Here is an 18,245-nt window from a genome sequence, read left to right as displayed (position 1 = left end):
GCAGCCTTTGTCTTGATGTTAAAAACACCAAAATACAGCGACGACCATTATAGGACAGAACCCTTATTCTATGCTGTTATACATCAAGCTTTAAGATGGATAGCGCAACCGTGTAATCGAGATGAACGACTTAGTTGTGAAAGTCCTGATGCAGCACAACTATTAATCATTGCTGTTAGTGGGTTGCTAGTAGCAGATGTAGCGCAGCAAGTTGCATAAGTTTTTCCCTCAGCTAGAGGCGTGGTTAAATTCACGTCTCTTTCTTGCTTAGAACTTTTGGACGAATAACTTTTTTTCTCAAAACTCTATCAATCATTCCTCCAATCGACACTCCTGCGTAAAACGACATGAGCATTATCACAATTCAATGTCGCCTGGTTGCGAACGAATCCACCCGTCGCTATCTTTGGCAGATTATGGCAGAGAAAAATACACCTCTGGTTAACGAGCTTTTGAAGCAAGTAGGGAAACACCCTGATTTTGAGAAATGGTTACAAGCAGGAAAACTTCCACCCGGAGTGGTAAGACCTTTGTGTAACTCGCTTGTAAGCCAAGAGTGTTTTGCAAACCAACCCAAAAGGTTTTATAAATCAGCTATCGAATTAACGGAATATATCTACAAATCCTGGTTAGCTTTGCAACAGAGACGACAAAAGCAAGTAGATGGAAAAACCCGCTGGTTGTCTATGCTCAAAAGTGATGCTGAACTGGTCGAAATCAGCGGTTGTAGTCTGGAAAATATTCGAGCTAAAGCCCTCGAAATCCTAGTGAGAATAACTACTTATTCCAGTAATCAGCAACAGCAGAAGAAAAAAAGTAAAAAAGTTAGTAATTCCAAAGCTTCTTCCAAGCTATCAACTACCTTATTTGAGACTTACGACCAAACAGAGGATAAGCTAGAGCGCTGCGCTATCACCTACTTACTGAAAAATAACTGCCAGGTAACAGAAGAAGAGGAAGATGAAAAAAAATTTGCTCTGCGTCGTCGCAAAAAAGAAAAAGAAATTGAACGTCTTAAAGAGCAACTAGCTAGTCGAATGCCTCATGGTAGGGATTTAACCGGAGAACAATGGTTGCAAACGTTGCTTATTGCTACAACAACTGTCCCTGAAAGCGAAGAAGAAGCCCGTTCTTGGCAAAGTAGTCTTCTCAAAAAACCAAGCTCTATTCCATTCCCAGTCGAATTTACATCCAAGGAAGACTTGGTTTGGTCAAAAAACCAAAACGGTCGTATCTGCGTTAAGTTCAGCGGTTTGGGCGAGCATATATTTGAAGTGTATTGCGATCGCAGACAACTTCATTGGTTTCAACGCTTCTTAGAAGACCAGCAAATCAAGCGTAGCGGCAAAGACCACTATTCCAGTGGTTTATTCACCCTATGTTCGGGTTGCTTGGCTTGGCAAGAAAACGAAGGCAGAGGCGTTCGCGGTAGCGCGGCGACAGCCGCACTCTGGAATGTTCATCGTTTGACTCTCTACTGTTCCTTAGATACTCGTTTATGGACAATTGAGGGAACAGAAACGGTAAGCCAAGACAAAGCTGCTGAGGTAGCCAAAGAATTAACCAAGATGCAAGAGAAAGGCGACCTCAACCCAAATCAGCAAAATTATGTCAAACGCCTTAGCTCAACGCTAACCAAAATCAACAATCCTTACCCACGTCCTAGCAAGCCTTTGTATCAAGGTCAAACATCAATCCTCGTTGGTGTCAGTCTTGGCTTAGAAAAACCTGCAACCGCAGCAGTCGTTGATGCTTCCACCAACACAGTGCTTGCATACCGTAGTCTTAAACAGTTACTCAGCGAGAATTATAAATTACTTAACCGCCAACGACAACAGCAACAACGAAACGCTCACGAACGCCACAAAGCCCAAAAACGCAGCACACCAAATCAACTATCGGAATCCGAACTAGGAAAACATCTAGATAACTTGCTTGCTAAGTCAATTATTACTCTGGCTCAAACTTACCAGGCAGGCAGCATCGTTGTACCCAATATCAAAAATGTGCGCGAGGTTATTCACAGCGAAATTGAAGCCAAAGCCGAGAACAAATGTCCCAACTTCAAGGAGGGTCAACAAAAATATGCCAAGCAATATCGTCAAAATATCCACCGTTGGAGTTACAGCAGATTAATTGACTGCATTCACACTCAAGCAGCTAAGGCAAAAATTCCCCTAGAACAAGGACCCCAACCCATTCGAGGCAGTCCCCAAGAAAAAGCACGTTCTTTAGCGATCGCAGCTTACCATTCTCGTCAAAATAAATCTTAATCTCTCGATTGAGCAAAAATACCGAACCTTGAAAATAAAATAAGTAATAGCGCCGCAGTTCATGTTCTTAGGAACCGCTGAACTGTGAAAAATCTGGGTTAGTTTGACTATTGGAAGATAGTCTTGCTTTCTGACCCTAGTAGCTGCTCACCCCGATGCTGCTGTCTGCGGACAGGAATTAGGTGCGCTCCCAGCAAAAAGGGCGCGGATATACTGCTGTAGTGGCTACCAAATCACCGCTCCGAAAAACCTATGCAGAACTAGGCAAGCCTAGGTAAATCTGTACAAAGTCGGAGCGTGCAGACTAAGACTCTAGAAGTCTACGATTTTTGAGTCATGACACCTACAAGTAAACGCCAGCTTGTAGCTCTGTCGAGGGTAATTAAGGAATCAGCGAACAGGTTTATAGCTGTAGTGTTACCCTCCTAACAAGCTCAATAATCATTGTCGAGGCAAACATTACCCGTAAGGGATTGGCTGAATAAGCCACTTATATCTCTGCATAATACAAGTTATGCATAGATATACCAAAATTTTAGCTAACAGTAAAAAGCCCCCGACCAAGGGGGAACCCATCCCAATCCTTGTTTTTAGCGATTTCAAAAGAGAACAATTTCTCAATTCATCCGCGCTTTCTTGCGCTACAAAGGTTCCAGGGTTTTGTAGCACCAAAAATTGCTCTTTTTAATGGTAATTTGGGAAGGACAAAAACACATCCGCGCTACACACCCCGGAATCATCCGCATAACAAGGGTTTTAAGGGGGAGGAGTAACAATAACCCTCCCCGTGTAGGGCGGGTTGAAAGGCTTTTGCTTTGCATCCAGGGAAACAACAGAGGAAGTAACAATAACCCTCCCCGTGTAGGGCGGGTTGAAAGGACAATGCTGGCTTTTTACCTAGCTTGCGATCGTAACAATAACCCTCCCCGTGTAGGGCGGGTTGAAAGGCTATGGCAACTCCAGCTATATTCTGACTTACCTGAACCGTAACAATAACCCTCCCCGTGTAGGGCGGGTTGAAAGGTCTGCCCTATCCTCACTAGCCGAACTACTGAAGTAACAATAACCCTCCCTGTGTAGGGCGGGTTGAAAGTGTAAGCGCAACTCTGATCCTATGCAAGTTGTTGCGTAACAATAACCCTCCTGGTGTAGGGTGGGTTGAAAGCAATGGCAAACTGTTGGAACCTCCCACTTTGGGGCTGTAACAATAACCCTCCTCGTGTAGGGCGGGTTGAAAGGAATTGCTGTCAAAATATTTTAGCCAAGTAAAAATATACAAACAGGGATTTATTTATATTTGAAATTGGATGGGTTGAAAGGGTTCAAATCCGTCTGCTTTGTTTGCAATACCTTATTTAAGGTTAAAATATTAAATTACGCTCTAACTTTGTTTCTAGCAACGCATGCTGTAGCAATTCTTACACAGCTAAATCAAAATCAAAGTAAGCGACATTTAATTTGTTAACGGCTACAGAAAATGCATATGCGACGTTAATTTGTGAAATGCGACATTAATTTGTGAAATGCGACATTAATCTGTGAACAGCGACATTTAATTTGTGAATGTACAGTACAACAACAGCGACCTTTAATTTGCGAATGTACAACAAAGCCAGCAGTCGGATTTGAACCGACGACCTTCCGATTACAAGTCGGATGCACTACCACTGTGCTATGCTGGCGTACTTGGCTCTTCTACGATAAGAGCTACCTTATCTTTTTTGAGCATCACACTAGTTCATGATTATATCACAAGCTACCTGATTGTGCAACATGTAGTTGAAGAGCAGTATCAGTCTAAATTGCACTGAAAATAGCTAATTGTTCTGATACTGTTCATTTCTCGACCTGAAACATATTTTTAAGCGCAGCAAGTGTAATGAAACTCAAAGAAATTTGTGATTTCTTTCACTGATGATGTTGATAAACTAAATCATAGACCAAAGCCACCTTAAATTATGGGCTAGACACAAAAAGATCTGGTACAGTTTTAAGGCACCATTTTTTCAGACGGCTAGGTACACTGAACAAAAAGACAGAATTGTTTTTTACAGATCATCAGAAGCATGGCAGCGTTGATCGGACGAGATTTCTTAAGTCTGGCAGACTTTAGTCCAACGGAAGTTCTAGAACTTCTGCAAATGGCATCGCAGCTAAAATCACAAAAGCTGAGGTTGCGGTGTCAGAAGGTGTTGGGGCTGTTGTTCTCCAAGGCTTCAACTCGGACAAGGGTGAGTTTTACTGTAGCAATGTACCAACTGGGTGGACAAGTGATTGACTTGAATCCTAATGTCACTCAAGTGAGTCGCGGTGAACCAGTGCAGGATACAGCGCGGGTTTTGGATAGATACCTCGATGTTTTGGCTATTCGTACCTTTGCACAGCAAGAATTAGAAATTTTTGCCAATTATGCCAAAATTCCTGTTATTAATGCTCTCACTGATTTAGAGCATCCCTGTCAGGTACTCGCTGATTTGATGACAGTTCAAGAATGCTTTGGCACTTTTTCTGGATTGACTTTAACTTATGTAGGAGATGGGAATAATGTTGCTAATTCCCTGCTGTTAGGCTGTGCTTTGGTGGGAATGAATGTGAGAATTGCCACACCTAGTGGATTTGAAGCAAATGCAGCAATTATAGAAACAGCACGTTCCATTGCTGGCAATAAAACCGAAGTCCTCTTAACTCATGACGCCGAAGTCGCGACAAAAGGTGCTCATGTCATTTACACTGATGTTTGGGCAAGTATGGGGCAAGAATCAGAAGCAGACGATCGCATGCCAATTTTCCAACCTTATCAAGTCAATGAACAACTGATGAGCCTTGCTCACCCAGAGGCAATTGTTTTACACTGTTTACCAGCACATCGCGGTGAAGAAATTACCGATGAGGTGATGGAAGGTTCTCACTCACGCATTTGGGACCAAGCAGAAAATCGGATGCACGTTCAAAAAGCTTTACTTGCAAGTATCTTAGGGGCAGAGGAATTTTAAGTGAAGACGAGTAAGTTGCTAAGTATTTACTCCTCACTTTTAACTCCTCTGTTGTAAATTCTTAGATAAAAAATCAAAAATCCCAAAATATATAGTGCATAGGGAGGTTTTTTGTAGTACTAATGTTCTAAGAACATTTGTATTTACCTCCCTACAAATTTATGGAACGTCTCACAGAAGCGCAAAGAGAACTTTACGAATGGCTAGGAGAATACATACGAGTCCATCAGCATTCACCTTCAATTCGACAAATGATGCAGGCGATGAATTTAAAATCGCCTGCACCAATTCAAAGTCGCTTGGAACATTTACGCACCAAGGGGTATATTGAATGGAATGAAGGTAAGGCGCGGACAATTAGAGTTCTGCAAGCGATAAAACAAGGTGTACCAGTTTTGGGAACAATCGCCGCTGGTGGATTAATAGAACCCTTCACCGAGGCTGTAGAAAATGTAGATTTCGCTAATTTGTCATTACCTCCCCAAACTTATGCTTTGCGGGTAACTGGCGATAGCATGATTGAAGATTCTATTGTCGATGGAGATTTGGTATTTCTGCGCCCAGTACCAGAACCTGATCAGGTGAGAAATGGGACTATCGTCGCCGCACGAGTGGATGGACATGGTACAACATTAAAGCGGTTTTATCGACTAGGCGATCGCGTCACCCTCAAACCTGCAAACCCCAAATACAATCCCATAGAAGTGAACGCTGTTCAAGTGCAGGTGCAAGGTTCCCTTGTTGCCATTTGGCGCAATTACAACTGATAAATAGGGAATAGGGAGTAGGGAATAGGGATTGGGTAATGGGTAGTAGTTAGTGGATAGTGGGTAGTGGGTAGTAGGTAGTGGATAGTGGATAGTGAAACAACAACTCACAAATGTAGAGACGCTTCAAACAGCGCGTCTCTACAACCAACAACCAACAACTAACAACCAACAACCAACAACCAACAACCAACAACCAATAACTAACCACTAACAATTCCCACTCCCCACTCACCACTTCCCTTATCAATGAATTAGTTTATGTATTTAACAAAGAATCAAGTTAAGCAACCGCCCACTTTCAAACTCAAATTACCGTTTGTAGGTGAAACAAGGGGCGGTTATCAGACACAACCATCACCAGGATGCCCCAGAATGCCACCATCTCTGCAATTGCGGGGATATCAGCAACAAGCCGTTAACAACTGGTTTGCCAATAACGGCAGAGGTACCCTGAAAATGGCAACTGGTAGTGGGAAGACAATCACGGCGTTGGTGATCGCCTGCGAATTATACAAGCAAATTAACTTGCAAGTCTTGGTGGTGGTGTGTCCTTACCGACATCTTGTCACTCAATGGGCGCGAGAATGCGAAAAATTTAATTTGCAACCTATTTTAGCTTTTGAAAACGTACGCAATTGGCAGAGCCAACTTTCTACACAACTTTATAATATACGTTCTGGTTCTCAACGTTTTCTCACGGTGATTACTAGCAACTCTACCTTAATTGGAGATGGCTTCCAATCTCAACTCAAGTATTTTCCGGAAAAAACTTTAATTATTGGAGACGAGGCACATAACTTAGGCGCACCCAGGTTGGAAGAAAGTTTACCTCGCCGTATTGGCTTGCGACTGGCTTTGTCTGCTACGCCAGAAAGGTATTTTGATGAAGGGGGAACCCAATCTTTATTTGATTATTTTGGTCCTGTTCTCCAACCAGAATTAACTTTAAGAGATGCAATTGCTCAAAATGCTTTGGTACATTATCTTTATTATCCTATATTAGTAGAATTAACAGATACAGAAAGCCGCGCTTATGCTAAATTAACGCAAAAAATTGGACGGGCGCTACTTTATCGGCAACGAGAAAATGTAGAATCGGCATATTTTGAAGATAACGAAGATTTGAAGCCGTTGTTGATGCAACGAGCCAGGTTAATTGGTGCAGCAGAAAATAAGTTAAATGCTTTGCGTGAGTTAATGTCAACTCGCCGCGAAACGACTCACACGCTTTTCTATTGCAGTGATGGTTCACAAGACGTGGGACAGCGTTCTAGCTTGCACCAACTAAAAGCCGTCGCCAAAATTTTGGGGGTAGAACTTGGTTACAAGGTAAGCACCTACACCGCCCAAACATCTTTAGAAGAAAGAGAAGTTTTACGCCGTCAATTTGAAAGCGGCGAATTGCAAGGTTTAGTAGCAATTCGTTGTTTAGATGAAGGGGTAGATATTCCAGCAATTCAGACGGCTGTGATTTTGGCAAGTTCTGGTAATCCTCGCCAGTTCATTCAGCGGCGCGGACGAGTTTTGCGTCCTCACCCAAAAAAGGAACGCGCCACAATATTTGACATGATTGTTTTGCCACCAGATTTAGACAGGAAAACTTTAGAAGTTGAGCGCAATTTACTGCGAAAGGAATTACTTAGATTTGTTGAGTTTGCTGATTTAGCTGATAATGCAGGTGAAGCTAGAATCAAGCTATTGAACTTACAGAAGCGATACGGATTACTGGATATTTAATTTTTGAGTATCGCGCCAATCCGCCAAGAAAAACTTTGCGGATTGGCGTGAAATAATTTTCACATCTGGGCAAGAAAAAATTTAAATTATTATAAATAGATGATCTACCGAGCGGGGCAATGGGGTATACTTAAGATAATGGGAATATTGACTATTTTTTTAAAGTAAGCAAAATTTTCATTATAATAGAAATGATATTAACTAATATGATAATCTCAGAAAGACCCAAAAATCAAGCATTTTTTGAAAATTTTATGAAATAAAATGCGCGAATTTTGAAAAATTAAAAACTTACATATATTAAGATGCAATAAGCCCAGTAGACTGGTTAAAATATAACTAAAATTTTATTGAAAAAAAATGAATAAAGAAGATAATAATAAAGAACATAATATAGATGAAGTGCAGGAGCCAATTACCAGTGCTCCCCCAGAAGTGCGGCAAATTATTGATCGCGTATGGCAACTAGAAAAAAGCCGACTAGATAAGAAAATTAACAGCCATATTAATGATGATATTCTGGCGATTGTGAAGGAAGCGGTACGATGAAGCTGACTTCAATTAAGCTTTGCAACTTTCGGTCTTTTTATGGCAAAACGCCGGAAATCATCCTTGCGGGAACAGAAACTTGCAACACAACGATCATTCACGGCAATAATGGTTCAGGAAAAACCAGTCTCTTGAATGCGTTTACTTGGGTGCTGTATGAGAAATTTAGTGCAGCTTTTGCATCAGTTGAACAGTTGGTGAATAAGCGGGCGATCGCCGAAGCAAAACCAGGGCAAGCTGTAGAATGTTGGGTAGAGTTGGAGTGGGAACATGAAGGCAAACGCTACAACGTGAAACGCGTGTGTCGGGTTTATAAAAATGAAACCGACGTCAACGTTACCAAAACAGAATTGCGTATGCAGGTAGCTGGGGATGATGGACGTTGGTATTTTCCACCTCAGCAACCAGAAGAAGTGATAGCCCAAATTTTACCTATTAGTTTACATCAATATTTCTTCTTTGACGGCGAGCGTATTGAAGAGATAGTCCGTTCTGATAAGAAAGCGGAAATTGCTGAAGCCACAAAGATTTTTTTAGGTGTGGAAGTCATCAACCGTTCCATCACTCACCTCAAGGAAGCTAAAAAAACTTTAGAAAATGAGTTAAAGGCAATTGGTGATTCAGAAATTAAACAGCTTTTGAAACAGCAGGACAATCTAGAACAGGAAATTGAGCGCATCAGCAAGCGACAAACAGAAATTAAACAAGAGTCGGAATATCAAGAAACTTTTAAAAAAGAGACAAGCAACCTTTTAAGAGAACTCAGTGCTGCCAAGGAATTGCAAGAAAGACGGCAAGAGTTAGAAAAACAGAAAGCTTCAAGTCAGGAAAACCTGAGAGAAAGTAAGGAAGCAATCAAAAAAGCGATTTCTGCACGCGGTTATACAGTATTGCTCTCAGAAACAACAGCACAATTTCGGGAAATTATAAATGATTTGAAGCAGCAAGGGAAGTTAACCTCTGGAATTTCACGGGAATTTGTGAATGAATTACTTGACTCTCAACGCTGTATTTGTGGTGCAGACTTACGCGATGGAAGTCACTCGCACAAGAATGTCAGAAAAATATTGGATAAAGCGGGTTCTTCGGCGGTGCAAGAAACAGCCATCCGCATGAGTGCTCAAGTGGATGAAATTGACAAGCAAGCAGTCAGCTTTTGGGAAGAAGTTGACAGAGAGCAAGCGAGGATTAATCAGTTAAGGCAAACTATCTCGCAAATTGAAGGTGAGTTAGATAATATTCAAGAACGCTTGCGGAAAGATGCCAATGAAGAAATTAGCAGTTTACAAAAGCGGTTGGATGAGATTGAAGAGAAAATCAGACATTTAATATTAGAACAGGGTGCCAATCAGCAGCAAATTGCGACTCTTAAAACTGAGTTGGAAGTTTTGAGAAAACAAATCGCCAAACAGAAACTAAATGAGGAAAGACAAGCACTGGCGCAGCGACGCATAGCCGCAACTCAAGATGCAATTGAACGTTTCACGGAAGTCAGAAACCGTCAAGAAAAGCAGTTTCGCTGGCAACTCGAAAAGCGAGTCCAAGAGATATTCAGCGAAATTTCATTTACACCATATATTCCTAAAATCAGCGATAAATATGAACTGACGCTTGTAGAAAATACTGCTGGTTTAGAAATGCCAGTTGCAGCTTCTACAGGAGAGAATCAAATTCTCAGTTTATCTTTTATTGCCAGCATTATCGATATGGTACGGGATTGGAGTGAAAAGAAAAAAATTCTGCTGGTTCCCGATAGTAGTACTTTCCCAATTGTCATGGATTCGCCCTTTGGGAGTTTGGATGAAATTTCTCGGCGACAAATTGCCAAGACAATTCCTAAATTGGCAAATCAGTTGATTGTGTTGGTGAGTAAGACGCAGTGGCGCGGTGAAGTCGAAGAAGAGATGGCAGAAAGAATTGGTAGGGAATATGTGCTGACTTATTATTCTTCTAAGCCTGATTGTGAACAAGATTCTATTGAGTTGGGTGGGGAACGCTATCCTTTGGTTAGGCAAAGTCCAAATGAGTTTGAGTATACGGTGATTGTTGAGGTGAACCGCGAGGGGTAGGGATATGAAAATTTCGCGCAAAGGCGCAAAGGCGCTAAGTACATGATTGCATCTCTTTCATAGCGAAAACTTAAACCAAGACTCTGCGTCCCTTTGCGCTTACTTAGCGTTCCTCTGCGTTTAAAAACATTACGAATTAATAAAATGCTGTACTAAGAAAAACTTTGTGTCTTTGCGTCTTAGCGTGAGAATTTAAGAGAAATGAACCGCCAAGACGCAAAGGACGCAGAGGGAAGAGACTGTTTAAGAAGTAAAAGTTAAAACAATAGCAAGGTGTTGGGTTATGGTTGCAAGTTCAGACAAACGATATATGACTCCCCAGGAATACCTGGAATGGGAAGAACGCCAAGACACCAAATATGAGTACGTCAACGGCGAAGTCTTTGCGATGACTGGGGGTACTATTCCTCATACTACCATTGCCCTAAACCTGGCTTCGGCATTAAAAAGCCATCTCAGACGTCGTGGTTGTCGTGCTTTTATGGCGGACGCAAAAGTAGGCGTATCTGAGAATGGACCATTTCACTATCCGGATGTGGTGGTGAGTTGTGATGAACGAGATAGACAAGCTATTAAGTTCATTCAGTATCCTTGTTTAATTGTTGAAGTTCTTTCGCCTAGTACAGAAGCTTACGACAGAGGCGGTAAATTCTACCAATACCGTCGCATCCAAACTTTGAAAGAATACGTTCTCATCGATGCTGAAAAAATCAGTGTGGAGTGTTTTCGGCTGAATGAAAAAGGTATTTGGGAATTACATCCCTATGAAGAGGGGGATGAAGTTCACTTAACCAGTGTTGATTTTCACTTTCCCATATCCCTTGTTTACGAGGATGTCCAGTTTCCGAGGTAGGCGTAGTTTTAAACGAACCGCCAAGACGCCAAGGGCGCAGAGGGAAGAGAGGGCGATCGCTTGTCGCTTAGTATAAAATAGTGCGTTCTGGAGTGCGATCGCTTCAAGCTTTCAGTTAAGATGGCAACAAACTAGATAGCAATATTATGGCTGCAAATAGAATCAAAATTGCGAAAGATAAGGTTGAATTAGTTAAAGCTTTAGTAGCTTCAAAGGATACAACTGGTCCCTTCCAAACTTATGTAGAGGTTATGGTGTTTGCAGCAGCTTTAGGGGCAAAGCATAAAAAGCGAGTTCCTTTAGAGGCAGTTGCAAAAGATTTATCTCCTCTACGACAGGATTATTTTACCAGCAGCTTTGCTCTGTTAATTAATTTATTGGCTATTACCGAAATAAAAGACATTAAGATTTTAGGTGATGATGATGTAGCTGACGAGCAACGCATCCATATTTTTGAAGAGTATGCTAATGGTGGACTGGAAATTTTGCAAAATGAACTGCGTGGAGCAGTAGACTATTCGGAGCGGCTTCTCTTGATTCTTAGTTCTCAAAGATTTAAGCAAGAACAGCAAGAAGAGGAATTTGACCTCAGCAAATTCCTTTCTTAAGTAAACTAATTTTGACCCTCTGTAAAATTACAATTTTTCTTTCATTACTCTACTACTCTGTATCTAGCTCATCATCATCATCAGATGTTTGTTTAGCTAAAGACTGATTATATAATTCAGGCAAACCAGCAGCTAGTACAGCAGAAAATCTGTCACGAACCATATCTTCTTTTTTCTTATCATTCAATTTTTCATGTTCTCTACCATAAAAGGCAACAGTATCAAAACCTTTATGTAATGCTTTATAAGCATCAGTACAACCAGGCCACTGGGCTTTATTTGTTTCTGCATTAAAGAAATTTAGTAGCCTTCGCCTCGTTAACATCTGATAACCTTTAGCAGCATCAATTTCAGTTTTTCGAGAACCGAAGTACCACAAGGATAATAATGAAAATATTCTATCTTCTACTGCTTTTGCAACCTTGATTTTGTTATTTCCAGGGTTGATAGCTACAAATGTCCATAGAGGATAGGAGTCTCCTGGCAAACTGGCATCTACTCTAAGAATATCTTTGTCATATAACCGATCCAAAAAGTTCAATACATTTTCTATGTTGCCTAAGTTTACATCTTTACCTTTAGATTCAAATTCCACTATTTTCCCCAGACGAACCATAGCTTTCTGAAATATTGTTTTGAAAGCCCATTGATTCTCTTTCATCCGAGTAATAGCATCTTGATGAGCTAGTATTTCTCGTTTATTCCAATCACTATCTCTGGCAATTTCCTGTTCCCGAATAATTCCTTTATGTTTGCTCGTTTGAGCTTGAAATTTCCCAAAGTTACCCTCAATTAAATTATTTTCACGAGCATACTCAAGCAAGTTACTGTATGGTTTGAACTCTAATAAAAGTTTTAATAACCAGGGACGAAAGTTAAATTTAAAACCTTCTATTGCGGAGTCAAGGTAATTTTCTGGTATTCGCACAAATGGTGTAACTGGTTCTCCATCTTCATCACAGTAGTCTTCTACATAATATTCTTTGAGAGAACGCCCCTCATACTGAACTTCTTTATCATTTATACCGAGTGCAGAGTCAATACTTTCGATAAAATCGAAAACTTGCTTCTTTTCCATTGGATCGCGTGGTGGTTTTAGATCCAATATTGCCGAAACCAATAAATCTAAATGGACTAACGAATTCAAATAGTAGGAACTATCAAACCGATTTGAGTCATCTTGCCAGCGCACGAGAGACAGAGGAAGCCGATCTTTCGTATCTTTAGCTGTACTTTCAGTCAATAATGTTCTAACACATTGTGCGCTAATGCTCTTGTCATCAAGGATTAGCTCTCTAGCCTTATCTACTGTCTTAGCATTTTTATTCAAGTCAGTGAATAATTCACGAGCAATTCCTCGAATCGAATAGTCAGCTTCACTCTGAACATTCTCGAAACCAGCACTTGGATCAAGCAAAACGAACAAGACTGGAATTTTAGTTTGTTGTTCAACTGTACGAAGAGTACCGCCTCTAAATTTTTGATCTTCACGGAAAGTACGGAGTGCCCAAAGACGATGTTGTCCATCTACAGCTACTGCTAATACTCGATCTTCATCCCACCTAAGTCGAGCAGAGAGTCCAAAAGAAACGAATTGAACTCCACCAAAGTTAGAAACCTTTGTTTGTGGGTTATTCCATTGTGCATCATCGGGATCAGTACCATCCCAAGGAATAGGAGGAGGCTCGATATTTGTAGAATCATTGAAAAAATCTTGAATTTTACCATCCGCTCCTTTTGGCATTAATACAATAGTAATTGCATTAAAAAATTTGAGCTTTTTTGGATCTAAAAGGTAACCTTTAACAATTTCATCTTCTACTCTTTTTTCATCAATCTCCCTTTGGAAAAGTTCTTTTAATGACCATTTTGTATCTAATGATGCAGGAATTTGTTCAGCGATTTTAAGTTCATCAATTGCTCTGTTTATTTCAATCAATGAAAGGAAGTAAGGAAGTGCTATACCTTCCGACAATGTGTAAATACCAGTTAAACCATATAGAGGTTTATTGAACCTTGCTTTTCCTTCGTTATTTGAGAATATTAGCATTTTGTGTCAACCGTATCTAAGAGTAAATGATGGAATAAATAACCTAGATAAAATATCTTCAATTAGCTTGTCTGAAGCCTGTTCAGAGCATTCATAATCTCCATCAACTTGATTATCCAATTCGTCATCCTCATCAATAGCATCTGGAGCAATGTTTGAAGTACTATATGAAGTGTGAATTATTAAAAGTCTGCATCGGTTAATTTTGTGCCCAGCAGTCGCCAATCGTTCGCGTAGAATGCTACTCTCACGAAGATGGCTGCGAATTCGAGAGTATAAATTAGTCGCCTTACCTATATATAATGGCTGCTGAAATATCAGGGAATTATTCAGAAGCATACACAGCAGTTGACGAAAGGACGAATCAGCAGCTAACTCTTTCAGCAACAGTTCTTTAGAAAATGAAGTCTCCGCTTGGAGTCTGATCCTGTGTGCTGGAGGAAGTCTTGTTTCTCTGGGAGCCGAATGCTCCTTACAAAGTTCCTCCAGAATATACTGAACGAAAACTTCAGGATCGTGTTTAGCAGCAGGATCAAGCTCAAATCGCCGATACCAAGCGTAAACACCACCGATATTTTCGGGGATGCGGCTTAAAACAGCACTATTTCCGCGCATCTGTGCTAAGTCGTACAAGACGACGTTTTCACTTAGCTGTTGCACAGCATCATTGCCATGTAGCCATGCCACAAAGTAGACTCCTTTTATACATTACGTATCAAGGTAGCATAAGAATTTCTCTATGGGCGAGTCATCATTAGTAACTACAGAACGGGTGGAAGCCCTACCGCCTTCGGTTCAACAAACTTGCCATCAAAACTTATTGTTTTATTTTCAAAAGTTCTAGCTTTAGCCAAATCCTTGCGAAGTTCAGCACGTTCCATCTGATCCTGAATTCCACCCAAGATGTAGATCAATAACCGCGCCGCCAAATCCCGTCCAGCAACCTGCACCCGCTTTTTGTTTGGGTCATACAAAATACCGTACCAGAGAGATTGAGGGTACTCCATACCGCTAAAACCACCAGAACGGTCGAACTTTTGCAGCTTCTTAAAAATGTCTGCTAGCGAAAAACCTTTCTTAAAAACCAGAATACCCAAAGCTTGCGCTAACGCTACTTGACCAACAGGACGGAAAAGCATATTTCCTTCGCCGCCATCCTTCTCAAAGCTGAACCGCCGCAACGCAGGCGTACCTTCATCTTCAAGAAGCTTATAACTTGGAAGCATTGCCAAATAATCGAATAACTTGTGAAACTCCTGTATCCCCTCCTCAAGTTCCTCATCCTCTGGACGCATGGGAATTAAACCTTTATCCAAGGGTTTCCAGTGAGAGTACTTTTGCCCCAAGTATCGTTCAGACATTTCTTTGACAGCTTGCAGTGTTGTCAAAACTGTTGAGTTCGCTGCAACTGTCGCACTATTCCAATTGACGCGAGGCTTTCGCGTTTCTTGTTGTTCCAAAAGCGGATGGTTGACAGCGATTTTTCTAGCAACAATCGAAAAACCATCATCCTCATTGAGCTGTGCTAACTGACCTTTACTCAAGGGTGCAGCCATCAGGTTAACATGAACAAAGATGGATCTCACCCGTCGCCTTGCCTCTTGGCGGGTTTCGCCAGCCGCAACCGCACAAATGAACTCAATACCAATTTTTTCCTTGGGCAAGCTTTGCAGGTAAGCTGGTTCTACGTGGTACTTTTCTACCAAGTCAGCCAACGTAATGAAAGTTTCGTAAGCAGTTTTATCCTTTCTGTATCGCTGGAGTTTGCCAGTTTTGAGTAACTCCATCAAACCCTGCACCCCCATCAATCGGTGTTGACCATCCAAAGCATAAATGGTCACATTCTCCTCAGAAAGATTTAGCAGACCGACTTTATCATCTTTATCCAGTGCAGTGAATTCGGTGGTAGATTTTGTGGCGCGTCCCTGACTATCCCACTCAGCAGCTTTAGGATTATCGACCCACGGTTGGTTAATCACCACGAGAACTGGCGGAAACTTGTGATTTTTCCGCGCAGCCAAATACTGCACTAGCGGTGCTTGACGTGACCAATCAAGGGGACGCTGTTGAATTTCATCAATGCTATCCGCGTCAATTTCGATGTTATCAGTCTCTGGATTGTACTTTTTTTGCAGCAGTGGTAAGCCAGACGCGAAGTGAACCCGACCGGCAAACCATTCCAGAGTGACAGAACCAACATAAGCCTCGGTACCACCCATCTCGGTTTTCTGAACGAGAATGCGATCCTTTCTGCCAAGGAACTTCTCTAGCAGTAAAGCGAGTAGCTGTTGATCTTTGATTTCCCGTTGCAAGTACTCGCTAGCAATGTCAGTGGTTAGGTCAGATCCGCTGTCCTTCATAGTGGTTTTTGAAAATAACAGTTTGTTGCACAGATTAATTGTCTAAAAAATTCGATATTAATATTACTGTTTTTAAAAACTATTCAAAGAAAATATGATACAATTATATGCTGACTTAAGCAACAAACAACTTTGAGTCATAGCCACACAAACAAAACCAGCCGACGTGGGTTTTACAACCTCAATTAAGTCCGCCAGCGCGGACTTTGTTTGTGCAGACCGATACCAACGTCTAAGGAGTGGGCGTCAGTGGCTGGTTGGAAGAAATGAAGTGATGATCGCCCGTGTTTCCAGAGGTAGGGAGAAATGGCTAAAGCACAACAACTAGAAAATCAAGGTCAGCAAGCACCTTCTACGGTGATAGATAATATCCCATCTCTGACCACTGAAATACAAGAGTTATACTGTCTAGACGAAATACCTTGGATTATAGGCGTATCTTGGGGTAAAGATTCTAGTGCTGTATTGCAGCTTGTTTGGAATGCGATCGCCGCTTTGCCTACTGAAAAACGAACGAAAACAATCCATGTCATTACAACAGATACTCTGGTAGAAAACCCTGTAGTCTCTGCTTGGGTTCGCAAATCATTGGAACAGCTCAAGCTTGCCGCCAAAGAAAAGGGTCTGCCAATTGAGCCTCATCTGCTAAAACCAGTCATTGAAGACACATTTTGGGTAAATTTGATTGGTAAAGGCTACCCAGCTCCTCGTAACCAGTTTCGCTGGTGTACTCCACGTTTGAAAATCAATCCGGCGAATCAATTCATCCGTGAGATAGTTCGCGCTAATGGTGAAACAATTCTTGTCTTAGGGACTCGTAAAGCTGAAAGTAGCAAACGTGCTGCTACGATGAAAAAGCATCAAGTCGGTAGAGTACGCGATCGCCTCAGCCCAAACGCAAGTCTACCCAACTCTCTAATCTACACTCCTATAGAAGACTGGAGTAACAATGATGTTTGGGTTTACCTTCATCAATGTGAAAATCCTTGGGGACAAAGCAATAAAGAATTATTCTATCTGTATCGAGGTGCAACAGCAGATAACGAATGCCCTCTTGTGATTGATACTTCTACTCCCAGTTGTGGCGATTCCCGCTTTGGCTGCTGGGTTTGCACAATGGTTAGTAAAGATAAATCAATGGAGGCAATGATCCAAAATGACGAAGAGAAAGAATGGATGCAGCCTCTGCTAGATATCCGTAATGAATTAGATGTGCAAGATGACCATGACAAAAGAGACTTTAGACGAATTTGGGGGGATGTGCAACTCTTTGAGCGCAATAAAAACGGTGAAACTTCAGTTGATCCAATACCTGGTCCTTATACAAAATATTGGCGGGAGCATTGGTTAAGAAGAGTCTTAAAAGCGCAAACACAAATCCGGCGCACAGCACCAGCAAATATGCGCGACACAACCCTAATTACCTTAGAAGAATTGAGCGAAATTCGCCGCATTTGGCTAGAAGAAAAACACGAATTTGATGATAGTTTGCCCCGCATTTATATGGAAGTTACTGGTGAAGAGTTCCAAGATCCCCGTCCCGATGCTGGCTATAGTTTACTAGGTAGCGATGAATGGGCAGTGCTGGAAGAAATTTGTGAAGATGACACCATGCATTTGGAACTTATGGTGAAGCTTTTGGACACAGAACGGCAGTTTCGCAAGATGGCACGTCGCGTGGGAATATACGAAGCGTTGGAGAAATGTTTTGAGACAAGTTCGCGTTCTCGAAGGGAAGCAATTGATAATGCTCGCGTAAAATTTAAGTTGAAAAAAGCGGTTGAGCAAGGCGACGTTGCAAAAGTAAAGCAGTTGACTTTAGGGGATGTCGTGGCAACGGATGAGACAAAGGATGTAAAAGATATAACGGAGAAATTATCTGTAAGTGCTACAGATAACCCATCTAGTACAGAGAGCAACCAATCTCCTGCAAAACCGAAAAATTGGGCAGATATAAAATTCCAAGCCAAAGATTGATAAGAA

At 41.4% G+C, this 18,245-nt stretch carries 13 protein-coding genes, 1 tRNA gene and 1 CRISPR repeat array; of the genes, 10 read left to right on the top strand and 4 right to left on the bottom strand.

Annotation, left to right across the window (positions count from 1 at the left end; translation table 11 throughout):
* Positions 1–15 precede the first annotated feature (15 nt).
* Both ACM0OZ_RS03475 and cas12k read left to right on the top strand, forming a co-directional pair.
* Positions 16–219, top strand: a complete 204-nt coding sequence (locus ACM0OZ_RS03475) for a hypothetical protein (protein WP_414581427.1) — start codon at positions 16–18, stop codon at positions 217–219.
* Positions 220–347: 128 nt separating this feature from the next.
* Positions 348–2,273, top strand: a complete 1,926-nt coding sequence (cas12k, locus tag ACM0OZ_RS03470; protein ID WP_414581426.1) for a type V CRISPR-associated protein Cas12k — start codon at positions 348–350, stop codon at positions 2,271–2,273.
* Positions 2,274–3,042: 769 nt separating this feature from the next.
* Positions 3,043–3,512: direct repeats of the CRISPR family, unit length 38 nt; unit sequence GTAACAATAACCCTCCCCGTGTAGGGCGGGTTGAAAGG.
* A 371-nt stretch (positions 3,513–3,883) separates the two neighbouring features.
* On the opposite strand, the gene ACM0OZ_RS03465 is transcribed toward cas12k, so the two are convergent.
* Positions 3,884–3,955 (bottom strand) — tRNA-Thr (locus ACM0OZ_RS03465).
* A gap of 384 nt (positions 3,956–4,339) precedes the next feature.
* On the opposite strand from ACM0OZ_RS03465, the gene argF reads away from it, so the two are divergent.
* From argF to ACM0OZ_RS03430, 7 genes are all read left to right on the top strand, one after another.
* Positions 4,340–5,266 (top strand): ornithine carbamoyltransferase, encoded by a 927-nt coding sequence (argF, locus tag ACM0OZ_RS03460; protein ID WP_414581425.1) that lies wholly within the window; start codon positions 4,340–4,342, stop codon positions 5,264–5,266.
* 161 nt (positions 5,267–5,427) lie between these two features.
* Positions 5,428–6,033 (top strand): transcriptional repressor LexA, encoded by a 606-nt coding sequence (gene lexA, locus ACM0OZ_RS03455; RefSeq protein WP_414581424.1) that lies wholly within the window; start codon positions 5,428–5,430, stop codon positions 6,031–6,033.
* 261 nt (positions 6,034–6,294) lie between these two features.
* Positions 6,295–7,773 carry a DNA phosphorothioation system restriction enzyme gene (locus ACM0OZ_RS03450; RefSeq protein ID WP_414581423.1) on the top strand — a complete coding sequence of 493 codons (1,479 nt, stop codon included), beginning with the start codon at positions 6,295–6,297 and terminating at the stop codon, positions 7,771–7,773.
* Positions 7,774–8,133: 360 nt separating this feature from the next.
* The gene (locus ACM0OZ_RS03445) at positions 8,134–8,322 is read left to right on the top strand and encodes a hypothetical protein (protein ID WP_414581422.1); all 189 of its coding nucleotides are present in this window, start codon (positions 8,134–8,136) and stop codon (positions 8,320–8,322) included.
* Positions 8,319–10,391 (top strand): AAA family ATPase, encoded by a 2,073-nt coding sequence (locus ACM0OZ_RS03440; protein ID WP_414581421.1) that lies wholly within the window; start codon positions 8,319–8,321, stop codon positions 10,389–10,391. Before ACM0OZ_RS03445 ends, ACM0OZ_RS03440 begins: the two co-directional genes overlap by 4 nt.
* 283 nt (positions 10,392–10,674) lie before the next feature.
* Positions 10,675–11,244, top strand: coding sequence for a Uma2 family endonuclease (locus ACM0OZ_RS03435; protein ID WP_414581420.1), 570 nt, complete (start codon positions 10,675–10,677; stop codon positions 11,242–11,244).
* Between the two features lie 146 nt (positions 11,245–11,390).
* The gene (locus ACM0OZ_RS03430) at positions 11,391–11,852 is read left to right on the top strand and encodes a DNA phosphorothioation-associated protein 4 (RefSeq protein WP_414581419.1); all 462 of its coding nucleotides are present in this window, start codon (positions 11,391–11,393) and stop codon (positions 11,850–11,852) included.
* 52 nt (positions 11,853–11,904) lie between these two features.
* On the opposite strand, the gene ACM0OZ_RS03425 is transcribed toward ACM0OZ_RS03430, so the two are convergent.
* The 3 genes from ACM0OZ_RS03425 to ACM0OZ_RS03415 all read right to left on the bottom strand — a co-directional run bounded on the left by ACM0OZ_RS03425 (position 11,905) and on the right by ACM0OZ_RS03415 (position 16,262).
* Positions 11,905–13,902: a hypothetical protein gene (locus ACM0OZ_RS03425; protein ID WP_414581418.1), complete on the bottom strand. Its 1,998-nt coding sequence runs from the start codon at positions 13,900–13,902 to the stop codon at positions 11,905–11,907.
* Positions 13,903–13,908: 6 nt separating this feature from the next.
* Positions 13,909–14,589 carry a GIY-YIG nuclease family protein gene (locus tag ACM0OZ_RS03420; RefSeq protein WP_414581417.1) on the bottom strand — a complete coding sequence of 227 codons (681 nt, stop codon included), beginning with the start codon at positions 14,587–14,589 and terminating at the stop codon, positions 13,909–13,911.
* 74 nt (positions 14,590–14,663) lie between these two features.
* Positions 14,664–16,262, bottom strand: coding sequence for a DGQHR domain-containing protein (locus ACM0OZ_RS03415; protein ID WP_414581416.1), 1,599 nt, complete (start codon positions 16,260–16,262; stop codon positions 14,664–14,666).
* A 306-nt stretch (positions 16,263–16,568) separates the two neighbouring features.
* Between ACM0OZ_RS03415 and dndC the strand changes: the two genes are divergently transcribed.
* On the top strand, positions 16,569–18,239 hold the full coding sequence (gene dndC / locus ACM0OZ_RS03410; RefSeq protein WP_414581415.1) for a DNA phosphorothioation system sulfurtransferase DndC: 1,671 nt from the start codon (positions 16,569–16,571) through the stop codon (positions 18,237–18,239).
* The last annotated feature ends 6 nt before the right edge of the window (positions 18,240–18,245 follow it).

This window comes from Scytonema sp. PCC 10023 (assembly GCF_963920835.1).
Taxonomy (GTDB): domain Bacteria; phylum Cyanobacteriota; class Cyanobacteriia; order Cyanobacteriales; family Nostocaceae; genus Kalymmatonema.
Note: the sequence above shows the minus strand (reverse complement) of the source record. Positions and strands in the feature narration are given on the sequence as shown.

Bases quoted from the DNA above. Each gene is read 5' to 3' on its own strand.
- ACM0OZ_RS03475 (WP_414581427.1), top strand. From the start codon at position 16: ATGTTAAAAACACCAAAATACAGCGACGACCATTATAGGACAGAACCC.
- cas12k (WP_414581426.1), top strand. From the start codon at position 348: ATGAGCATTATCACAATTCAATGTCGCCTGGTTGCGAACGAATCCACC.
- argF (WP_414581425.1), top strand. From the start codon at position 4,340: ATGGCAGCGTTGATCGGACGAGATTTCTTAAGTCTGGCAGACTTTAGT.
- lexA (WP_414581424.1), top strand. From the start codon at position 5,428: ATGGAACGTCTCACAGAAGCGCAAAGAGAACTTTACGAATGGCTAGGA.
- ACM0OZ_RS03450 (WP_414581423.1), top strand. From the start codon at position 6,295: ATGTATTTAACAAAGAATCAAGTTAAGCAACCGCCCACTTTCAAACTC.
- ACM0OZ_RS03445 (WP_414581422.1), top strand. From the start codon at position 8,134: ATGAATAAAGAAGATAATAATAAAGAACATAATATAGATGAAGTGCAG.
- ACM0OZ_RS03440 (WP_414581421.1), top strand. From the start codon at position 8,319: ATGAAGCTGACTTCAATTAAGCTTTGCAACTTTCGGTCTTTTTATGGC.
- ACM0OZ_RS03435 (WP_414581420.1), top strand. From the start codon at position 10,675: ATGGTTGCAAGTTCAGACAAACGATATATGACTCCCCAGGAATACCTG.
- ACM0OZ_RS03430 (WP_414581419.1), top strand. From the start codon at position 11,391: ATGGCTGCAAATAGAATCAAAATTGCGAAAGATAAGGTTGAATTAGTT.
- ACM0OZ_RS03425 (WP_414581418.1), bottom strand. From the start codon at position 13,902: ATGCTAATATTCTCAAATAACGAAGGAAAAGCAAGGTTCAATAAACCT.
- ACM0OZ_RS03415 (WP_414581416.1), bottom strand. From the start codon at position 16,262: ATGAAGGACAGCGGATCTGACCTAACCACTGACATTGCTAGCGAGTAC.
- dndC (WP_414581415.1), top strand. From the start codon at position 16,569: ATGGCTAAAGCACAACAACTAGAAAATCAAGGTCAGCAAGCACCTTCT.